Annotated in this window: 9 protein-coding genes; 2 read left to right on the forward strand and 7 right to left on the reverse strand. The window is 46.7% G+C overall.

Going from position 1 to position 19728, the window contains the following annotated elements:
- Positions 1 to 27: 27 nt before the first annotated feature.
- The 3 genes from NCI00_RS12095 to NCI00_RS12105 are packed head-to-tail and all read right to left on the reverse strand — an operon-like array spanning position 28 to position 3662.
- Complete coding sequence (locus NCI00_RS12095) at positions 28 to 1986, reverse strand: STN and carboxypeptidase regulatory-like domain-containing protein (protein WP_253527836.1); 1959 nt, start codon at positions 1984 to 1986, stop codon at positions 28 to 30.
- Positions 1987 to 1998: 12 nt separating this feature from the next.
- Positions 1999 to 3069: a FecR domain-containing protein gene (locus NCI00_RS12100; protein WP_253527838.1), complete on the reverse strand. Its 1071-nt coding sequence runs from the start codon at positions 3067 to 3069 to the stop codon at positions 1999 to 2001.
- A gap of 14 nt (positions 3070 to 3083) precedes the next feature.
- Positions 3084 to 3662 carry an RNA polymerase sigma-70 factor gene (locus NCI00_RS12105; protein WP_253527840.1) on the reverse strand — a complete coding sequence of 193 codons (579 nt, stop codon included), beginning with the start codon at positions 3660 to 3662 and terminating at the stop codon, positions 3084 to 3086.
- A gap of 275 nt (positions 3663 to 3937) precedes the next feature.
- Between NCI00_RS12105 and NCI00_RS12110 the strand changes: the two genes are divergently transcribed.
- The gene (locus NCI00_RS12110) at positions 3938 to 4669 is read left to right on the forward strand and encodes a head GIN domain-containing protein (RefSeq protein WP_253527842.1); all 732 of its coding nucleotides are present in this window, start codon (positions 3938 to 3940) and stop codon (positions 4667 to 4669) included.
- 45 nt (positions 4670 to 4714) lie between these two features.
- On the opposite strand, the gene NCI00_RS12115 is transcribed toward NCI00_RS12110, so the two are convergent.
- The gene (locus NCI00_RS12115) at positions 4715 to 10423 is read right to left on the reverse strand and encodes a Kelch repeat-containing protein (RefSeq protein ID WP_253527844.1); all 5709 of its coding nucleotides are present in this window, start codon (positions 10421 to 10423) and stop codon (positions 4715 to 4717) included.
- A gap of 482 nt (positions 10424 to 10905) precedes the next feature.
- On the opposite strand from NCI00_RS12115, the gene ileS reads away from it, so the two are divergent.
- On the forward strand, positions 10906 to 14352 hold the full coding sequence (gene ileS, locus NCI00_RS12120) for an isoleucine--tRNA ligase (protein ID WP_253527846.1): 3447 nt from the start codon (positions 10906 to 10908) through the stop codon (positions 14350 to 14352).
- 73 nt (positions 14353 to 14425) lie between these two features.
- Here ileS and NCI00_RS12125 read toward each other — a convergent pair whose 3' ends face one another.
- The 3 genes from NCI00_RS12125 to NCI00_RS12135 all read right to left on the reverse strand — a co-directional run bounded on the left by NCI00_RS12125 (position 14426) and on the right by NCI00_RS12135 (position 19686).
- Complete coding sequence (locus NCI00_RS12125; protein WP_166558501.1) at positions 14426 to 15211, reverse strand: LytR/AlgR family response regulator transcription factor; 786 nt, start codon at positions 15209 to 15211, stop codon at positions 14426 to 14428.
- Between the two features lie 51 nt (positions 15212 to 15262).
- Positions 15263 to 17293 (reverse strand): histidine kinase dimerization/phosphoacceptor domain -containing protein, encoded by a 2031-nt coding sequence (locus NCI00_RS12130; protein ID WP_253527848.1) that lies wholly within the window; start codon positions 17291 to 17293, stop codon positions 15263 to 15265.
- Positions 17294 to 17535: 242 nt separating this feature from the next.
- Positions 17536 to 19686 (reverse strand): S9 family peptidase, encoded by a 2151-nt coding sequence (locus tag NCI00_RS12135; protein ID WP_253527852.1) that lies wholly within the window; start codon positions 19684 to 19686, stop codon positions 17536 to 17538.
- Positions 19687 to 19728: the final 42 nt, after the last annotated feature.

Here is a 19728-nt window from a genome sequence, read left to right on the forward strand (position 1 = left end):
TGTCACTGAATGTTTGGTTAACGATTGTTAACGGTTCATAATCCTTAATCCCGCCTGAAAACCTACCCAATTGGTCAAATCAAGGCCATTGCGAAGCGTTGTGTTTGGAAAGACTTGATACAGAGTTGATTTGTCTACTTTTAGATAACCAGGTTGGGCTGTCATGGCTGTGAGAGAGGCCGCGCCGAAGAGGGCCACCCCACGCGCGATTCTTTTTTCAAGTCCTAAACTTGCCCGGTAAAAATTTCCATTGGATGTATCGAAGCGATTGGTGGCTTCCATGATTTTATTGGCGGTGAGGTCGAGGTTGGTCATCCAGCCACGCCCGAAGTTGATAGCGGTGCCAAGGCCATAGCCAAAGGTGTAGAGGGGTTTGTCGGCCATGCCAAAACTGCCACCGATGGTGACAATATTGTACAAACGTCGAACGCCTGTTTTAAAGGTAAGGTTGGCGTAATTGAGTTCGTCGGTACTGATTTCAAAACGACGATACCCGTTGCGTCGTACAAAACTGAATATTCCGATGGGAACGGCACCAGATGAGTCAGCATAGTTGAATACCCCCAATTGGAGCCCTTTTTCGTGGATGGTTGCATAGTTTATAAAAGGGCTTATCTGAACACCGCGAAATTTCCTGAGTGCTACGTTGCCAAATCCGCTTATCTGCCAGCCGCGCATGTTGCCGAGCGTTACGTTGGCAAAGCCACTTATCTGCCAGCCGTACATTTTGCCCATTGTAACGCTTGCAAAGCCAGCGCTTTGGAAGCCGTAATAAAAATTCTGACCCGTTAAGTTAGCAAATCCCGCTACCTGAACCCCGCTGTGATTGCCTCCTGTGGCATTAGCAAAGCCTGCCAATTGCATGCCTTCAACATTTTTTAAAACGGCATTAGCAAAGCCTGATGTTTGCAATCCGTATACGTTCCGACCCACCAAATTGGCAAAGCCCGCAAATTGAGCACCGTGTACATTCCAACGGACAAGGTTGGCAAAACCACCCACTTCCAAGGCGTTAACGCCGAGTGAATAGCCTGCGATGATATTAAAAGACATTGAATTGACGACGTTCCCGCTCATGACGTGGTTGGTCCCGACAAACGGAAGCAATGAAACCTGAAACGGTCGATAAAGCGTATCTCGTACGTTTTGAATGTGAACCGCCTGTTTAGCCGTGGCAAAGGCATCGACAAAGGTTTTTTCAACTTTATCTAAATTGATTCGCTTGGGCTTGGCCGTGGTAAGTGCGGTATCATTTGAGGCGATTAATATTGGTTGTACGGTGGGAACCCGAACGATTAGGGTATCGGTTGCGGGGCGAGAAATCGTCTTGAGCTGCGGCGCAACCGCCTGTAATCGGTCATCGAGGGGCATTTGTACCAAACTGATGTCCAAAGAGCGTTCGGTGACCGCAATGCTAGAACCAAAATATCGCTCTTTGCGAACCTCCAGATGCGGATTGGCAAGGGTAGCAGGTATTTTTAGACGATAGTATCCTGCCTGATTGGTTACGGCGGATGCTAGAGTACGTTTTTCAAAAATACTGACCTGGGCAATTCGCTCGCCAGTGGCGCGGTCAAAAACGTAGCCGTTGATGATAATGTCTTGGGGTTTTTCGGCAGGCAATTCAGCGATTTTTTGGAGAATAATATGCCCACGCCGCTCTTTGTATGCCGCCGCCCCCTTAAATATTTCGTCCAATACCTGCCGAACGGCTTTTCCAGCGGCATTGAGCGTAACGCGCCGATTCAAATCAAACTCGTTGGGATTATACGAGAAGCTAAAATTACCCCGTTCGCCAATTACCCTTAACACTTCTTCGAGGCGTTCGTTGGTGACCCGTACCGTAATGGGCCGGTCGAGAATCGAGGCTTTCTGAGCGAAGCTCAATAAACTGTTAAACCCAAAGGTTAAAAGAAAAATGACGTAAGTTACGCGGCTCCGCAAGTTGAGAAAGCGGAAGATGTTGAGAGTCAATACGTGTTTCATGGCTAGTATGTTTTACGGACAACCCTGCCCGTCGAGCAGGATGGTTTGCCCTTTTCGGGTGACTTGCAGGTGGAGCGTTTCGGCAATTACGCTCAGGGTAGCGTCCAGACTTTCGCGTTCGAAGCGAGCCGTTAATTGGCAATTTTTTAAACGACCGCTCAATTGAATGTCGGTTTGGTAGCCTTCTCGTAGCGATGCAACCACATCGCCTAAGTTGGTTTTGTCAAAGACGAATACTTTGGTACGGTACGCCATTGCGTTCAAATCGACGGCAGGCAGTTTGATGATGGTATCGGCTTGGGCGGTGGCCGTTTCATTTTTAACCAACAGTGTTTTGACTTTTGGCGTTGAAAACTGCACTTTTCCGCTCGTTACGGCCACGTTTACTTTTTGGTCGTAAGCACGTACGTTGAAAGATGTCCCCAAAACCTTGATTTCCGTTCCGTTAGCTTGAATGATAAAGGGGCGGTTTTCGTCGCGTTTTACGTCAAAATAAGCTTCACCCTTCAGCATAACTGTACGCATATCTTGCCCAAAATCATCGGCGTATGAAAGGGTTGTGTTGTGATTCAAAAAAACCTTTGTTCCGTCAGGCAATGTATGCTCGGTGGTTTTTTGCTGGGTTTTCAGGACGCTGGCAATGGCAGGTTCGTTTGATTTTTCAAAAAAACGATACCCAAACCAACCAAGGCCCATCACGATTAAAATGCTCGCTGCCGCCCGCCAAAAACGGAAGATTGAAGGCGACTTGCCCGAGCGAAGCGGCCGAACATCGGCGTCGTTTTTGTGGATTGTAAACGGAAGCGGATTTTGTGCAGCGACTTCCGAATCGGAAATGGCGGGCGTTGAAGGTTGAGCTTCAAACCGACCACTAACTTTTTTCCAAGCCGCCTCTACGTCGACTTCGGCCACTGGTTTGACAGCCTCTGCTGCTTCCCATATTTTCTGAAAACGAAGCAATTCTTCCTCATAGCCCGCCGATTGGCTTAGCCACGCTTTTACCTGACGGGTTTCGTCGGGGGTGGTTTCCCCTGCCACGTAACGCGCCAGCAAATCGTCAGGAATATGTACGTTCGAATTCATTTAGTAGTTGTCAATCATAAGTAGTCGGTTAAACCCAACCAAATCAAAACGGGTAAGTAATCAGCAAGCTCAGTTCGTAATATTTTAAGGGCTTTTCCAATTTGGTTTTCGACGGTTTTGACCGAAAGACCCAGTTGGTCGGCAATCTCTTGGTATTTTAATTCATCAAAACGGCTCAATTTAAAAATGATTCGGCATTGTTCGGGCAGTTTTTCGATGGCTACCGATAACTGTTGTTCCAACTCATTTTTATAGACCGTTTGGCTTACCGATTCATACGTGGTTTCTTGGTGATACGTGGCATATTGTTGGTGTTCATCCCTTACTTTTTGGTGTTTGATTCGGTTAAGGCAATGATTATGCACTGCCCGGTACAAATACGATTTCAACGATTGGGTAATTTCAATCTCAGTTCGTTTTTCCCAAATGTTCACAAACACGGTTTGGACAATTTCCTCCGCTTCGTCAGCATCCCGCAAAATCGAACGTCCGTAGGCGCATAGGCTGCCGTAGTGCTTTCGAAACAACTGTTCGAAAACCCCTTCATTTCCCTGCCCAATGGCTATAAGTATTTGTGTATCCGATAATTGCACGAAATGACGAATCGTTTTGGGGCAAAGTTAACGCTTTACCCTTAACGATAGGGCCGTTTTTGTGACGAGTTGTTGAAAATGATGGTTGGAACCGCATTTTAGGTAGGACAAGCGAACCAAAGTTTACCCCTACGCGAGGCGTGTATTTTTTTTGATGTCTTTCAAGTGAGGTGTTGCCACTAAAAAAAAGAGAATATTTTTTCAGTGTAGTATGGGGGAAGATTAAATGTAAGTTGTCATAGGTTCAAAACAGTTTAATTAATACCATAACAGTCATGAAAAAGTTACGTGTTGTTTCTGCCCGGTTGGCAAGTTTTGTCTTTTTTATTTTTGCCCTTCAATCCTGTGTTTTTATTGACGGCGATGCTCGTTTGGACCCTAAAAATCCTGACAGTGAAACCTTCGACCTCCGCGATTTTGACCGGTTGGAAATGGGTAGCGCCTTCGACGTAAAGGTGCGACAATCGGGCCAGTTCAGTGTTTTTGTGCGCGGTGACCGCCGCGATATTGATGACTTAGAAGTGTTTGTGGACCGCAGCGGCAAGTTGGTCATTCGCTACCGTAATTACCGGGTTCGGCGCTATGACATGGACGTCGACATTACGATGCCTGTTTTACGCGGAGTTGATTTTTCAGGAGCCACAGTTTCAACCATTGACGGCTTTACCAATACCCGTGATTTGGAAGTGGAATTGTCGGGCGCATCAAAATCAACGATTGATGGCGACTGGGAACGCGTAGACATTGACCTTTCGGGCGCTTCCAATCTTACATTGCGCGGGCAGGGGCTAAGCCTGACCGGCGATTTATCGGGGGCCTCTAAGTTAAATGCTTTTGATTACGTGGTTGATAATGTTGATTTGGGCCTCTCGGGCGGAAGTAACGCCAACGTATTGGTTGATAAATCTTTGAAAGTAGATGCGAGCGGCGGTAGCAGCTTGCGCTACCGTGGCAACCCAGAAGTACGCTCCAATGTATCGGGCGGAAGCAGTGTGAAGAAAGATTAAAAATAGCCAACGGAGCCGTGGTTTAGACGGCTCCGTTGGTAACATTTATTGTTTACTGATTTTGAAAGTAGCCTTACGGTTGCCTATTTTTAGATTTAAGAAGTAGGTGCCTGCGGGCCAAGTCGTAGTGTTGATGGTTTCGTCATAAGAAGAAAGATTTTTTGCTTCTTTCTTTAGCAAAATACGCCCAGTATTATCAACCACCTGCCACTGAATCTCGCTTGAGGTGGTGTCTGAAATCACGATATGAAGAAAATCGGTGGTTGGATTGGGATAAACCCGTAACTGAGCGACGCCCCAATTGTCAACGGCCGTAATGAGCGTGACGGTCACTCTGCCCGATGCTTTCCCTTCTCCACATGCATTGCCCACCGAGCGCAGCGTGTACACATCTGATCCTTTGGGCTGAACGCTCCTCAAAAGCGGCGTACGGGTGGTGCTACCCGAAAGCGTGTCGGAGGAGCCGTAGCCAATGATATAACTCCATGGTGAACTGCCTTTAAAATCCAGTTGAAGGGTGATAGGCTCGCCCGTTAGAATGCTTAAAGAGTCTTTCTTTTGCGCTTCTACAAGGGTACCGCTGGGCAAGATTCGCATCCCAAAAGGCACAGAAACAACTTCTTCTGTGGGAAGGGTGGTAGATGTACTTACGCGGATTTGGTAGGCCGTGCCCATGGAGAGCGTATCAGGCAATTTCGCTTTGATGACTCCGTTAAATGGAAAAACAGGATTGGTAACGGAAGTGGTTTCGAGCGTAATTGGGCGGTTGAAACGACCGTTTTTGTCGGATAAATAAGCCGTAAACTTGTACGTCGTTGCGGTTGGAATATCGGCTTTGAAGCCTATTGTTATCGAATCAGCAGGGCAGTAATTTGTTTTGTTTAAACCAGTTATTTGGACCGTAGCTTTTTTGACCACTGCGCGCACCTGACCCGCCACGCGACCCAATCCGCAACTATTTTTCATGGTTACGGTGTAGGTTAGGCTTGAGTCGGGGGTGGTACGAAACAAGTAGGTATTTTGGGCGGTTTGGTCTGTCAGGCCGTTTGAAAGGGTAAAACTCCACGGAGGAATGCCCGTAAATTTAAGTTGCATCGGAATACTCTCGCCCTTCCAGATTTCAGCGCTTTGCCGGTTGTCTTGGGTGGAAAAGGTAACTTTGGGCGCCAGTTGAATGGTATAAAAAGCCGCTTCCTTTGCCTCAAAAATGGAAGTTTGGGCAGGGACCACCGCAATCTGATAGTCACCTTGGAGCAATGAATCTGGCAAGGTAATTTTCATAGGGCTGGTTTGACCAGTGCCAATAACGGTTCTTTTTGGATAAAAGCTAGGACTTAAGGCTGATAAATAGGCCTCATAGACGGTGTTAGGAGCATTGTTTTTTACAGTGAAAGGAATGTTGTAGCTATTGCCCGAACATAAAGTGGGATAGGCCAATTTATTGGTTTGTACTTCCATAACTGCCTTCGGAGCAGGGGCAGGTGTTGCGCCAGTTAGGCCTGAGAGTTCTGCATCCAACAGATAGGGTGTGTAGTTGCGCCCACCGCCACATGACCACAGCGGACGGGTTTTTAAAGCAATAATATTGACTCCTTCTTTAAAAAATTGAGTAGGTATGCTAAGGGTATTTTTGGTGAAAATAGGTCCAGATAGGGCGAGAAGGGTATCCACTTTCACGCCATTGATATAAATACCCACGGCCGCGTCTTGGAAGCGGGAAATCTGTAGTTGAAAGCCCGTAAAGTTGTTTTTTTGTGATAAGGTAAAGATTTTTTTGAAATATGCGTTTCCGCCAATCTCAAGGTCTCTGATGAGGGTTCCATCTTTCAATCCGTTGGTATTCCAAGCCGTATAATCTACAAAAGGTGCCTGACCGTACCAATCATTGTCACGTTGGGGATTCCAGACTGTATCCTTGCTCCAAGCGGCAAAATTGCTCCATTCGGGAGCGTAATAAGGGCCACTGCCACCAACACAAGAATGTAATTCCACGTGCGAAAACCACGTGCTTGCAAAAGGCATCAGGCGCTTTACGCTGGGGTCTTTGATGATGCTAAACGAGTCGGCAACGACGAAGGTATTGCTACCTTCGGGTTCTTTGATGAACTTAACATCTAGGCGATTGTCATTGAAAAGTAATTCGACGGAGCCGCCAGTTACGTGGTAAAAATCATTGCTCGACGCAAGCACATCCAATGGAAGCTTGGAAGTACTTGGGGAGTTGACCAGATGTGCTTTGGAAGGTCCGTATCCACCGTCGTCTAAAGTGGAGCTGTAAAAACCTCTACCTGCCGAACCCGTCAAAATGTAAGAATAAGCCGTTTCGGCACTTGTTTTTACGTATGGCGTTGTGCGGCCCAAGTTACCGTTTTGGCTAAAATCGGTTTTACGGGTAGTGCCGCTTTTTCTAACCATACCCGCCCGTAAGTACGCGTGGCTATGAGAAACCACAATAGCATCTACGTGGTAGGCAGGCTCTTCCAGAATAGGCAGCAGGCGCTCTCTCACTCTTTTCAAGTCAGATTCGTCTTCTAAATGCCCGATGGTAGAAAAAGGAGGAATGTGAAAGGTGACCACGGTCCAACGTTTGGTGTTGTTAGCCAAATCATTCTTAAGCCACTGTATTTGAGGTATTTGATTCACGTCGCCCTCGTTAGGGTCTCGTGTAATGGAGAGGTCGCCCCATATTTGTTTGTATTCTGTCTGCTCGTTGGGGTCTACCCATAGGCTATGCCCTTCAATAAGATATGGATTCAAAACCACAAAGTGAACATCCCCCTGATTGAAAGAATAATACCCTTTTTCAACCCCCAATGTAGGGCGAGGATACGAAAAGGCCGAAAAACTTGCCGCCGTTTGTTTGTGGTAGGCTTTTTGGATTTTAATGGTTTCCCCGTTGTACATAAAGGCGTTGTCAGGATCATAGTCGTGATTGCCTAATACTGTCCAAAAGGGGATTTTGGACAAAAGAGGCTTGTCGGTGGGGCGGTTATAAAACCTAAAGAAAGTCGTATCCAAAGCCTGTTGTAGCCCTTCAAAAGGCTGTGTGTTGGAATTGTCACCCAAAAATAGGATTCCGTCTATGTTGGGATTCCCTTTTGATTTGAGGTAATTCAAGTACGCATCGCGGACGCGATAGGGGCGTTGGTTTTGGGCTTTTGCCGCTCCCGCATCTCCCAAAAGCCAATAACGCAGGGTAGTGGATGTGCTGGATAATGTCTGAAACTGATTGATTTCGGGATTGTTCTGTAACACAACGGGATTTTCGGGGTCGCCGTAGCCCACCGAATAGTAGTATTTGGTACCGCTTGCCAACCCTTCTAACTTGACAATCTGGACTGTGTCGAGGGTATAATCCTGCGCTGTTAGGTTTAAATTGGCGGGGTCGGTTCCGTAGCGTACAATGCCGTTAATGGCTTCGGTGGTGTACCAACGGATGGTCATGGTGTTAGGGCCCGGTAGTTGTAAATAGGGCTGGCGAGTGAGACCTAGCGGAATCGTTTCTAGCTGAAAATCAAACAATAAATCGCTGCTCGTCGGGCTGTTTTGATAGACCACTACGGCCACCTGATTGACTTGGGTGGTTGAAAGATTATTGAGGCGCAGGAGGGTGTCGGTCAGGACCTCGGTGCCGTTGGGATAGTTTATATACCCATCTCCGTCGGTGTCTGTCGCGTTTTTCTGATAGACGGGTTTGCCATTAACAAAAACAGCAATGCCATCATCAAACCAGAGTTTTAGGCGAAAATTGGCCGTTGTTTTACCAGAGGCAAATTGTTTACGGAAATAATATTGTTTGTGTTGAGCGCCCGTAGGGCCTGGCAAAAGCAGCGTTACTGGTTTGTAATCTACGTTGGCCCAGCGATTGTTGCGGTCAAAGCCCAGCGGTGCGCTTCCCGTTTTCCAATTAGCGTCGTTGTAAGTGTTCGTCTGCCAATCGGTGCTGTTCAAAAGCGTCCCATTGTCCAAATAGGCCCATGAAGTGCCTCGGCTGATCACTTTTGTGCTGCTTTCGACCGTGATACACGCTTGATTATCGGCGTCGTTGGACTCTCGTGCGTATTGATAATAGATAGAGCTGCATACCTGAAACTTGCCATCGGGCTGTTGGGCCGCGTCCAATTGCGCATAAAATTGAAGCGTCGCAGTCGTTTTAGGAACAACATACGGAATGTACCAATCGAGGGTGTCGTTCGACACCGTCAGGTCTCCCAAGACAACGCTGTCGGATTTACGTCGGTAAAACTTCATGCCTTTGGGAAGCGGCGTACGTACTTTTATACGGGTTGCGCCGTAGTTGCTTTGCTCGCTGACGGTTATCATGAGGAGTTGCAGGTTTTGCTCTCCATACGTAACGGCTTCCGTTTTGACAGCTGCTTTTAAATCGACGGAAGGCACCCAAATTTTATTCATGTCGTTGAGGTGGCTCATTACGAGATTTTTAATGGGTGTATAGCCCTCGAAGGTATATTGACGTTTGATTCCAAGCCCTCCAAACATCCATAAACTGCCAAGCGAATCTTCCCAAACGGCAGCAATGCTTCGGGCGCTGGGGGCATTGTCTTCGTCGGGGTCGGTGCGGCTTATTTCACCATCAGAATTTACTTCGTTACTTCCTGAGCGCCAAGACCATTCCTGTGTTTTGGGATTGTAGTACCAAGTATCGTTGAGCAGACTACCTCGCTCCGTTGCGCCACCAAACATCACCAAATAGTCGTCTTTATTTACCCACCCAGCGGCGCTCTCGCGCGCCCTTGGGATGTTGTTGACAGATGGAACCCTCAGTGTGCCATACGTACCTTTGTGATTATAAGATTGCGTTCCGCTCATCCACACCCAGCGGTTAGTGGCGAAATTGTATTTCCAGAGGTCGTTCAGGTAAAAACTATCATCGTCGTCGTTGTAATGCTGGCCACCAAAAATCCAGAAATCACCATTGGCATCCGTAAATCCCGTGGTGCGGGTGCGGCTGTCGGGTAGGTTAAGCGGAGATTCAACGCCTTTTTGTCCATAGCTACCCGCAGTTTTTGGGGTATTATTGCCTTTTATCCACGACCATACGTTTGCTTGGACGTCATATTTCCAAAGGTCATTGCCTTCGTTGCCACTAAACAGCCACAGGTTGCCGATTTTATCCTTAAAACCCGTACCGAAGTAACGCCCGCCGGGGGTGTTTTGGCTCGCGGGTACTCCCAACGTACCATAAATAGCTTTGTTGGCGCTTTGCACAGTTTGATTGGAGCCATGCATCCAAGTCCAGGTTTTAGCGGTGGGATTATATTTCCATAAGTCGTTACCAATGATCATGGAGGTAGCAAAATCGTCGGCTAAAGGGCGGCTACCGCCATAGAGCCAAAGATTGCCGTCGTTGTCGGCCCACATGGTATGCCCAACTCGGCCGCCAGGAGAATTTTCGGTGGAGGCAACTCCCTTGGTGCCGTGGTTGGCGGCTCTGTTGGGCAGATTGGAGCCCCCCTCCCACGTCCACTGATAGGTACTGACATCAAATCGCCATAAATCATCAAAGTTATTCCCGCCAGTTCCTCCGCCGTAGAGCCATAGATTGCCGTTTTTATCGGTACATGAGGCGGCACCGATTCGTTTCCCGGGCGAATTTTCGGCGCTCGGGATGCCTTTTATCCCGTAAATACCCTGCCCATCGGTGGCGGTGGTCAACACCCATTGTTGCGCCCACGTAAGGGTAGTAATGAAAACTCCGATGCTTAGGCCGACCCATTTTGTAAATAAACGCATGTGCTGTTGTCTGATTTGGAGTAGATAAAGAATGAAAATGATAAACCGCATAACTAGTTACGCAGGTAATGAACGCAAGCGTCGCTAGATAGCCTTGGTTTCGTTTGAAACTTAGCCTGTATTTGGTTGGGCTGCAATGATGGTAGTGGGCCTATATAGATGATTAAAATCAGCTTGGGAATAATTGCCTGCGATTTTAATGGTTGAGGAGTAGCACTGATTTTTTGGATAAGCCCCAAAAGAGGCGCTTTAAGGCGGCAAAAAGCCCGTAACTGAGATTGTTTTCGACGATTAGGCAGGAATTGAGAAATGTTTGTAAAACCGGATTAAGTTAAAAAATTCATAACTTTGCACTCCGTTTTCAGAAATTTGTCAATAGAAGTCGTTAATGGTTAATGGTTGAACAAGAAGGATGGCCAAAAAATGGTCCCGTAACGTTTAACAAATGACGATTAACGGCATTTTTATAATCAAAAATGCCGATGAACTATAAAGAGTATAAGGGGTTGGACTACGCACAGTTGGGCAAAGACATCCTTGAGTTTTGGAAAGAAAATCGAATCTTCGAAAAGTCTGTTGAGGTACGTGAAGGCGCACCTTCGTTTACGTTTTATGAAGGCCCTCCGTCGGCCAATGGTACTCCGGGTATTCACCACGTAATGGCGCGTACCATTAAGGATATGTTTTGCCGGTACAAAACCCTGCGCGGCTATCAGGTAAAGCGCAAAGGGGGCTGGGATACGCACGGTTTGCCCATTGAGCTGCAGGTAGAAAAAGAGTTGGGCATCAAGAAAGACGACATCGGCATCAAAATCAGCATTGAGGATTACAATAAAAAATGCCGTGAGGCGGTCATGCGTTTTACTGACCGCTGGCTGACCATGACCGAGAAAATGGGGTATTGGGTGGACATGGAAGACCCGTACGTCACCTACAAAAATGACTACATCGAGAGCCTCTGGTGGTTGCTGAAACAGCTTTACGAAAAAGGATTGCTGTATAAAGGCTACACGATTCAGCCGTATTCGCCTGCGGCGGGGACCGGACTCAGCTCGCACGAGTTGAACATGCCAGGCACCTATAAAGACGTAAAAGACACGACCATTGTCGCGCAGTTTAAGATAAAACTCACGGGTAAATCAGGCTATTTGTTTGATGCTGCCGACAGCGACAATATCTACATTCTGGCGTGGACGACTACCCCGTGGACCCTTCCCGCCAACTCGGCGCTGACCGTTGGGAAAGACATTGATTATGTGTTGATTACAACTTTTAATCAATACACACACCTTCCTATCAACGTCATTTTGGCGAAAGATTTGGTGGGAAAATATTTTTCTGAAAAAGGAAAAGATGCCAAGTTGGGAGCCTACAAAGAAGGCGATAAGGTGATTCCGTGGTCGATTGTAATGGAGTTTAAAGGCCAGCATTTGGAAGGGATTCAGTACGAGCAATTGCTCCCGTACGTGCAACCACTGGAAGATGCCGATAAAGCTTTCCGCGTTATTTTAGGCGATTTTGTGACCACCGAAGACGGAACAGGCGTGGTGCATACCGCCCCAACCTTCGGAGCGGATGACTTTAGAGTGGCCAAAGCCAATGGCGTACCGGGCATTATGGTACGCGATGAAAATGGCAAAGAAGTGCCGATTGTGGACAAGCAGGGGCGTTTTGTACCCGAAATCGGTGAGTTTGGCGGACGATTTGTAAAAGAGCAATACTACTCGGCAGAAGAGCAGGAAGACCCTGACTTTAAGCCGACTGACGTGTTGATTGCGATAAAATTAAAAGAAGAAAACCGGGCGTTTAAAGTCGAAAAATACGAGCACCCGTACCCACACTGCTGGCGTACGGATAAGCCCGTGTTGTACTATCCAATGGATAGCTGGTTTATCAGAACAACCGCGCTGAAAGACCGTTTGGTGGCGTTGAATAATACCATCAACTGGAATCCAGAGAGTACGGGGACGGGACGCTTTGGCAATTGGCTCGAAAATTTGGTAGACTGGAACCTCAGCCGTAGTCGCTATTGGGGTACTCCTTTGCCGATTTGGCGCAATGAGGAAGGTGATGAAAAGTGCATTGGCTCCGTAGAAGAGTTGACCGTTGAGCTTGAAAAAGCCTTGGCAAGTGGTGTTTTGACGGATGAGCAACGGGCTAAAAATGAGTCATTCCTTCAGTCAAAAGGAACCGAAGCCTTTGATTTACACCGTCCTTACGTGGATGAAATCTTTTTGGTGTCGGATGCTGGCAAAGTAATGACCCGCGAAACCGACCTCATCGATGTATGGTTTGATTCGGGTGCGATGCCTTACGCGCAGTTCCACTTTCCGTTTGAGAACTTGGATAAATACCCCCAAAGTATGGGTGGTACGGCGGCCAATGAGTCGCTTACTTCGTATCCCGCCGATTTTATCAGCGAAGGTGTTGACCAAACGCGTGGCTGGTTCTTTACGCTACACGCCATCGCGGGGCTTTTGTTTGATTCGGTTGCTTTCAAAAACGTCGTTTCTACGGGCTTGGTATTGGATAAAAACGGTAACAAAATGTCGAAACGCCTCGGCAATGGTATTGACCCGTTTGAGACCATCGATAAATACGGTCCCGACGCGCCACGCTGGTACATGATTACCAACGCAGAGCCGTGGGACAACCTCAAGTTCAACATCGACGGAGTGGTAGAAGTGCAGCGTAAATTTTTTGGTACGTTGTTCAACACCTACAACTTCTTTGCGCTTTACGCCAACTTAGACGGTTATAAGATTGAGCAGTTTAACCGCGTGCCGAAAGAGCAATTGTCGGAGCTTGACCGCTGGATTATTTCAAAAGTGTTTAGTTTGGTGAAAGACGTCACCGAGCAGTTTGATAATTATAACCCCACAAAAGCAGGGCGTTTGATTCAGGATTTTGTGTGCGATGATTTGTCAAACTGGTACGTGCGTTTGTGCCGCCGGCGGTTCTGGCAGGGCGAAATGACGACCGACAAGCGGGCCGCCTATGAAACACTACAACACTGTTTGGCGGCGGTGGCGCAGTTGATGTCGCCAATTGCACCGTTTTTTGGCGAATGGCTGTATCGGAATCTCACGGACCATGTTCGCGAAGAATCCATTGAGAAAAATACACCATTCAAGCACGAATCGGTACATTTCACGGATTGGCATACTTACGATGAATATTGGGTAGACAAGGATTTGGAAGCGTCGATGCAGTTGGCGCAGGATATTTGCTCGTTGGTGCACTCGTTGCGCAAAGGCAACAAAATCAAGGTGCGTCAGCCGCTGTCGAAAGTATTGATTCCGGTATTGAGTGAAAAAATACGGGAACAGATTGAGCACGTTACGCCCATCATTATGTCGGAAGTAAACGTGAAAGCCGTTGAGTTTGTGAGCGATGACAGCGGAATTTTGAAGAAAAAAATCAAACCTAACTTCAAAGCATTAGGGCCTAAATACGGTCCCAAAATGAAGGAAGTCGCGGCCATCATCAACGGACTGAGCGCCGCCGATATTTCGGTGATTGAAAAAGAAGGCGTACTTGTGTCAGGAGATTTTTCACTGCTCCGCGACGACGTCGAAATCATTGCCGAAGACGTACCAGGCTGGCTGGTGGCAAGTCAGGGAAGCCTGACAGTGGCGCTTGATGTGACCATCACGGAAGAGCTGCGCCGCGAAGGTCTGGCCCGCGACGTGGTCAATCGTATTCAAAATCTACGCAAAGACAGCGGTTTTGAAGTGACCGATAAAATCAAAATTACGGTGCAAGACAACAGTCCCGAATTGGCCGAAGCCGTGACGTCCAACAAAGATTACATTTGCCAGGAAGTACAGGCGGTTTCGTTGGATTTGGTCGCTGATTTGAACGGCTCCGCCACCGAGATAGAAATCGACGAATTTTTATTGAAGGTAAAAATTGAAGTGGCCAATTAAGCGGCCCAAAATACAACAATCAGGGGATGATTTGACGGCGTTGACAGTCGGTTAAATCATCCCTTTTTTGTATTTATCGAAACAGAAAATACTTCATAAAGTCTTCCTTATGGCTCCGGCCAATAGGGATTTGAAATTTGCCAATGTTGAGGTCGTGCTCATCGAAAGAATCAATTTTGTCAATATTGACGGCGTACGAACGGTGCACTCTGATAAATTTGGTGGTGGAAAGCCGTTCCAAAACGGTGTTTAGGGTGAGGCGCAGGGCAATTTTTCGGGACTCGGTATGAATGGTTGTGTAGTTTTTGTCGGCTTCAAAAAATAGAATATCGTTCAACTGTATTTTCTGAAACTTATAATTCTCTTTGATGAAAACGTAGTCATTGATTTGTAGGATGGTTTCGCGGTCGGGCAGTTTGGGGGTTGGATGCAAAGGTTTTATTGGATCTTCTTTTTCTTTGGTAAACGGCTGATTTTGAGCGCGAAGTGCAAAGTTGTTGATGGCTAAATCAATGGCAATTTTAAGGCTTTCGTTATTAAAAGGCTTCGTAATATAGGCCGAAGGATAAGTCTTCATGGCAGCTTCTATGGTGGAACGGTCGGCTTGGGCGGTCAGGTAAATGACGGGAGCTTCCCGAAACGCAATCATTTCCTGAACGGCTTCAATGCCCGTCATGTTGCCGATCAGCTTAATATCGCACAAAATAAGATCTACTTGTTGGGATTTATACACTTCAATCGCCTTAGGGCCGTTATTTACCACATTCACGATTTCGTATCCTTCGGCTTCTAGGCGCGCCTCCAAATCAAGCCCAACAACGGCTTCATCTTCTACAATCAGGATTTTGATAGAATGCATAGTGGGTTAAATAGTCAGAAGTGAGTAGGTAAGGCGATAGATATTTTTTGATTAAGCCGCTGTTTTTAGGCGTGTACTCGGAATATGAAGATGATACCAAGTGCCGTTGTCGTTCTGAACCTGTGCTTCGCCACCCAGTTGTTCCGACAGCGATTTTATCAGTTTTTTGCCGAAAGAACCTTTGCGACCTTCCCACGTGGCAAGGTCGATGCCAGGGCCGTTGTCGCGCACATCCAACAGAATTCCGTTGTCATTCTTTAAGGATACGGTCAACGACGGATGATGGGTTGATTGGTAGGCATATTTGAACGAATTTGTTACTAATTCATTGACAATGAGTCCAATGGGCATCGCTAGTTCTACGTCCAGTTCGCGCTCCTGAATGTCTAACGTAAGGTCAAAATCCTCAGGGGTATGGCCGTACGTTTTCATGATGCTTTCGACAAGGTTGCTTAGGTACTCCCGCATGTCTATCGTAGTGAGGTGTTCTTTTTGGTAGAGCCTCTGATGGATAAGCGACATGGCCTCGATGCGCTGCTGCCCTTCTCGAATCGCCTGTACGGCTTTTTTGTCTTCGAGGTTGTAGGTTTGTAGATTCAGCAGGCTGGACACGATTTGTAGATTATTTTTTACCCGGTGGTGGAGTTCTTTCATCATCAATTCCAGTTTATTGGACTGCTCGCTGATGGTTTGGTTTTGGGTAGTTAGCTGATTGCGTTGAGTGGCAAGCGTAATATTTTGTTTTTGTACTTTTTGGTAAAGAAAAATCATCCCGCCCAACAGTAGTGCCAATACCCCCATTCCAGCCGCGAGCCATTGCATTTGGCGTGTTTTACTCTGATTTTCTGAGTTTAACTGCTGAATTTTCGTTTCCTTTTGTTCAGTCGCGTATTTTGTGCTGATTTCAGCAATCGACCGGGTTTTTTCAACTTCCGACTGTGCTTTGATGAAGGCCAACTGTTTTTCTTTTTGGACGTTGAGCATGGCCAAATACTCGGCTTGCTCTATTTGGAACCGTTGCTGCGTCTCGGCTATTTTTCGCTGGTTGAAGGCGTTAATCATGGCCGCCTCACGCGCTTGCTTGGTTTGAAATTCGGCTTCAATTTTGGCAATGGCCTTCTTTTTTTCGTTGTCCCGCACACTGTCATTCAGCGCTACGGCACTTCGATAGTAGGAAAGTGCCTGCTCGAAATCTTTTTTCTGCTCGTAGGCTCGTGAAAGAAACTGGTGAAAGTCCTTTTGATGCTCTTTTTGTTCGGACTGATTTTTAGAAAGCGCGATGCCATAGTTTGCCACTTTGATGGCTTCATCGGGGTTATTGATGGTAAGGTACACCTCGCAAAGACCTTTCTGAACGTACATTTCCAAATAATTGTCTTTTGCTTTTTTGGCATACTGTGCTATCTCACTAAAACGGGCAGCTGCCTCATCGGTGCGTTTTAGATGTGCCAGTTTAAGGGCGTAATTGTACATGCCTGAAAAATAGGCTTCGTCGTCGTTTTCATGTTTGTAAATTTCCAAGGCTCGTTCATTGAAGACTAGGGCTTTCTCGTGGTTTTGTCGTTTTCCTTCTACTGCTGCAAAGCTTTCAAGAACATAGGCTAAGAAATTCTTGGGGAGTTTGGCCGCATGGGCTAGGTAGTACTGATGCGTTTTTTGGTAATATTTTTCGGCCTGATTAAACTCATGCTCGTTGAAATAGGCATACCCGACTTTATGAATACTCAGAAAAGCGCCTCGGTAGAACGCATGACGGTCAAAAAGCTCATGCGCTTTTAAATAATGCTCAACGGCCTTGGGGGTATCGTGTTGGTGCAGATAGAAAAGCCCATAGTGAGAAATAATATCCGCTTCGCAAAATTTGGAACGTACGGTTTTGTTCATTTTAACCGCCGCTTGTAGGTAGGCGCTTGCCTTGTCGAAATCACCACTGAAAATAAAGTTTTGGGATAGGTTGGCTAACGAACGGATTTTTAGAGAATCATAAGGGGCGCGTAAAAGGCTGTCGGGAACAGCGACGCTTTGCGCCCATAACGTTCTAACAAACAGACTCATACAAGCCCAAATCAGTAGACGATTCATAGTGGGATAAAATGCGGGGCGGTGAAAAATTTATAAAACCCCGACAAAGGAATGACATCTTTGCCGGGGAGACTTATTCAAATCGTTGAGTAGAGATAGTCTACTTCACAAATTCGGAAATTATGCTTTTTTGTCAATGCTTTTGAGGATGAATGTTGGTAATTTATGGGTGAAATACATGATTTTGGTATACATGTGAGGTGGAAAAGAGTGCTTACCTCCATCATTTATATACAAAGATGTTAGTTTGAAATTCCCATTTGAGATAAAATAAACGCAAAATTAAATGCCTCTTCTTTCAAATAGTCAAACCGCCCTGTGGCTCCGCCGTGGCCCGAATCCATGTTGATTTTCAACAACAAAATATTGTTGTCAGTTTTGAGGTCGCGCAGTTTGGCAACCCACTTGGCTGGTTCATGGAAGCCTACTTGAGAGTCATTCAGCCCGCCAGTGGCCAAAATAGCGGGATAATTGGCTTTTTTAAGGTTGTCATAAGGAGAGTACGTCATCATGTAGTCGTAGTCTTTTTTGACATTGGGGTTCCCCCATTGTTCATATTCTTGCGTGGTGAGGGGCAAACTGCTATCCAGCATGGTGTTTATGACATCAACAAAGGGAACTTCGGCCACCACTACTCTAAATAAATCGGGACGTAAATTGGTGACGGCCCCCATCAGAAGCCCACCTGCACTGCCGCCGTTGATGGCGAGTTTTGAGGAAGAGGTATATTTTTCCTTGATTAGATGCTCGGCACAGGCAACAAAATCAGTGAACGTGTTCATCTTCTTCTGCAACTTTCCGTCTTCGTACCATTGTTCTCCCAAATCCGAGCCGCCGCGTATGTGGGCAATGGCGTACACAAAACCTCGGTTTACCAGACTAAATACATTGGCGTTAAAATTGGCGTCGGTTGAATACCCATACGAGCCGTACGAGTACAACAGGCAAGGATTGCTCCCGTTTAATTCCATGCCTTTTTTGTAGACAATCGACAACGGTACTTTTACCCCGTCTTTGGCGACGGCCCACAGGCGTTTTACCTCGTAGTCGTCGGCATTAAAACCACTCGGTACTTCCCGCTCTTTGAGCTTTGTGGCTTGGTTGGTCACCATGTCGTAGTCATAAATGGTGGTCGGGCGGTTGAGAGACGTGTATGAATAACGAAATTTAGTGGAAGTAAACTCGGGCGTGCCGTTGGAGTAGGCGGTGTAGACGGGTTCGGGGAAATTGACGGTTTTGGTAGTTCCGCTGGCGATTTCTCGCACATTCATTTCCAGTAATCCGTTGACGCGCTTAGTGACGACCATGTATTTTTCAAAGACTTCGATTCCTTCAATCTTAGCTTGCGGGTCGTGAGCAATGATTTCTTTCCATTTGGAGCGGTCTTCATAACCCTGTTTTGGGGCTTCATACACCTTTTGGTTTTTGTTTTGGGGGTCTTTCCAAGTGATGAAATAACGATCAGGATAATCATCAATTCCGTACTGAATGTCTTTCTGACGGGGCAAAAATGACTTGAATGCATCGTTGGGGCGGTCGGCGGGGAGCAGATAGGCCTCCGAGCTTGTAAAACTCGTGGCGTAAATGGCAATCATTTTTTTCGTTTTGGAACGACCCACGTAGGCGTTAAACAATTCGTCTTTCTCTTCGTAAACCAGGGCGTCGCTTGGATTGCCCAATACGTGTTTATAAATACGGTGCGAGCGTAATGCTGCGTTGGGGACGTTGTAAAAAACAGTTTTGTTGTCTGCTGCCCAAGTAATACCACCGGCCATGCGGGCTATTTTGTCGGGCAATTCTTTCCCCGTGCGGAGGTCTTTAAATTTCAGTTCATACTCCGCATACGAGCCGGTGGTATTGCTGACGTACGCCATTATGTTATTGTCGTCGCTTATTTCAAAACCACCAAAAATGAAAGCGGGTTTGCCCTTCGCCATTTTGTTTTGGTCTAGAATAATCTCTTCAGGAGCGTCTAAACTGCCTTTTTTACGGCAATTGATGCTGTATTGTTTGCCTTTTTCTTGGCGGGAGTAGTAATAGTAGCCGTTGTCGAGGGATGGAACAGATTGGTCTTCTTCTTTGATACGCCCTTTCATTTCCTCAAAAAGCGTTTTTTGTAGCCCCTTTGTACTAGCCATCACGGTGTCAGCGTAGGCGTTTTCAGCCTTTAGATAAGCGATGGTTTCGGGGTTAGATTTGTCTTTGAGCCAAAAATAATCGTCGGAGCGTTGGTAGCCGTGATTGGTAAATATTTGCGGTTTTTTGGGGGCTTTGGGAGGTGCTGGAAAATCAGCTTGGGTAAACACTTTTGTTTGTTCAGGGGAGGTCTTGCAAGCTGAAATACAGAAGAATAACAGCACGTAAAAGCCAAAGGCCATTTTGATTGTTTTCATGAAAAAAAAGGGTTGAGAATTGGGAGACCAAATTAGTGAAAA

This window comes from Runella salmonicolor (genome assembly GCF_024158025.1).
GTDB classification, from domain to species: Bacteria; Bacteroidota; Bacteroidia; order Cytophagales; family Spirosomataceae; genus Runella; species Runella salmonicolor.